This is a genomic window from Hyphomonas beringensis, assembly GCF_000682755.1.
Classification (GTDB): domain Bacteria; phylum Pseudomonadota; class Alphaproteobacteria; order Caulobacterales; family Hyphomonadaceae; genus Hyphomonas; species Hyphomonas beringensis.
Genome location: NZ_AWFF01000083.1, coordinates 1 through 1,489, shown reverse-complemented (window position 1 = coordinate 1,489; position 1,489 = coordinate 1). Strand labels below are relative to the sequence as shown.

The following is a 1,489-nucleotide window of genomic DNA, read 5'->3' as shown; positions in this document are numbered from 1 at the left end:
CCGTGCCACTGCCCCACGTCACTGCACCGGCATTGAGCACGCCGTCATTGTCCCAGCTCGGGCTTGCGACGACATAGTTGCCATTCGTCAGCGCCGTCACATCCCCACTGCCCACCCGGTCATCTGCCGTCACACCCACAAGGCTATTGGTGGCAGATACCTCTCCAATCGTACCATTCACGCCATCGCCCCACGTCACCGCACCGACCGTGTTCGCCGTGTCGGCATTCCAGTCAGGGCTGGCCACGACGTAGTTGCCATTGCTCAGAGCGATCACAGTAGCTTTATATAGATACGTCGGATTATTAGGATCTTCGTCCATCGCGCCAACGCGATCATCGGCCGTCGTGCCTACAAGGCTGTTGTCCTTGGACACCTCTCCAACAGTGCCGCCTTCACCATTGCCCCACGTCACCGCTCCGGCATTGGCCGCACCGATATTGTTCCATCTATCGCTGAGCACGACATAATTGCCATTCGTCAGCTCTATCACACCGTTGTAGCCCACCTCGTCATCTGCCGTGGTGCCCACAAGGCTGTTGGTAGCAGACACCTCTCCAACAGTACCGCCTTCACCATTGCCCCACGTCACCGCTCCGGCTTTGCTCGCACCGATATTGGCCCAGCTCACGCTGCCGACGACATAATTGCCATTCGCCAGCGCCATCATATAGCCGTTGCCCACCTGGTCACCTGCCGTTGCGCCCACAAGGCTGTTGTCCTTGGACACCTCTCCAACAGTACCACCTTCACCATTGCCCCACGTCACCGCACCGACATTGGTCGCCGTGTCACTATCCCAATTAGGGCTTGTGACAACATAATTGCCATTCGTCAGCGCCGTCACGCCGTTACTGCCCACAAAGTCATTTGCCGTCTTACCCACCAGGCTGTTGGTAGCAGACACCTCTCCAACAGTACCGCCTTCACCATTGCCCCATGTCACCGCTCCGGCTTTGCTCGCACCGATATTGTTCCAGTTCGAGCTTCTGACGACATAATTGCCATTCGTCAGCGCCGTCACACCGTTAGCGCCCACCTTGTCATTTGCGGTCGAGCCCACGAGGCTGTTGGCGTCAGACACCGCGCCTGTCACACCACTTGCGCCATTGCCCCACGTCACCGCACCGACATCGGTCGCCGTGTCACTATCCCAGGACTGACTGGCGACGACATAATTGCCATTCGTCAGCACCGTCACACCGCTAGAGCCCACAGAGTCACTTGCCCGGGAGCCCACGAGGCTGTTGGCGTCAGACACCAGGCCTGTCGTCTCACCACTTGCGCCATTGCCCCACGTCACCGCGCCGGCCTTGCTCGCACCACCATTGGCCCAATTCGAACTGGCGACGACATAATTGCCATTGCTCAGCGCCATCACGCCGCTACTGCCCACAGAGTCACCTGCCTGCGAGCCCACGAGGCTGTTGGTGGCAGATACCTCTCCTGTCACACCGATTGCGCCATCGCCCCACGTCACCGCGCCTCT

General features: G+C 59.4%; 1 pseudogene. It reads right to left on the bottom strand.

The window, feature by feature from the left end:
• A pseudogene (locus tag HY29_RS19415) lies at window positions 1-1,489 on the bottom strand (HYR domain-containing protein); the annotation flags it as partial.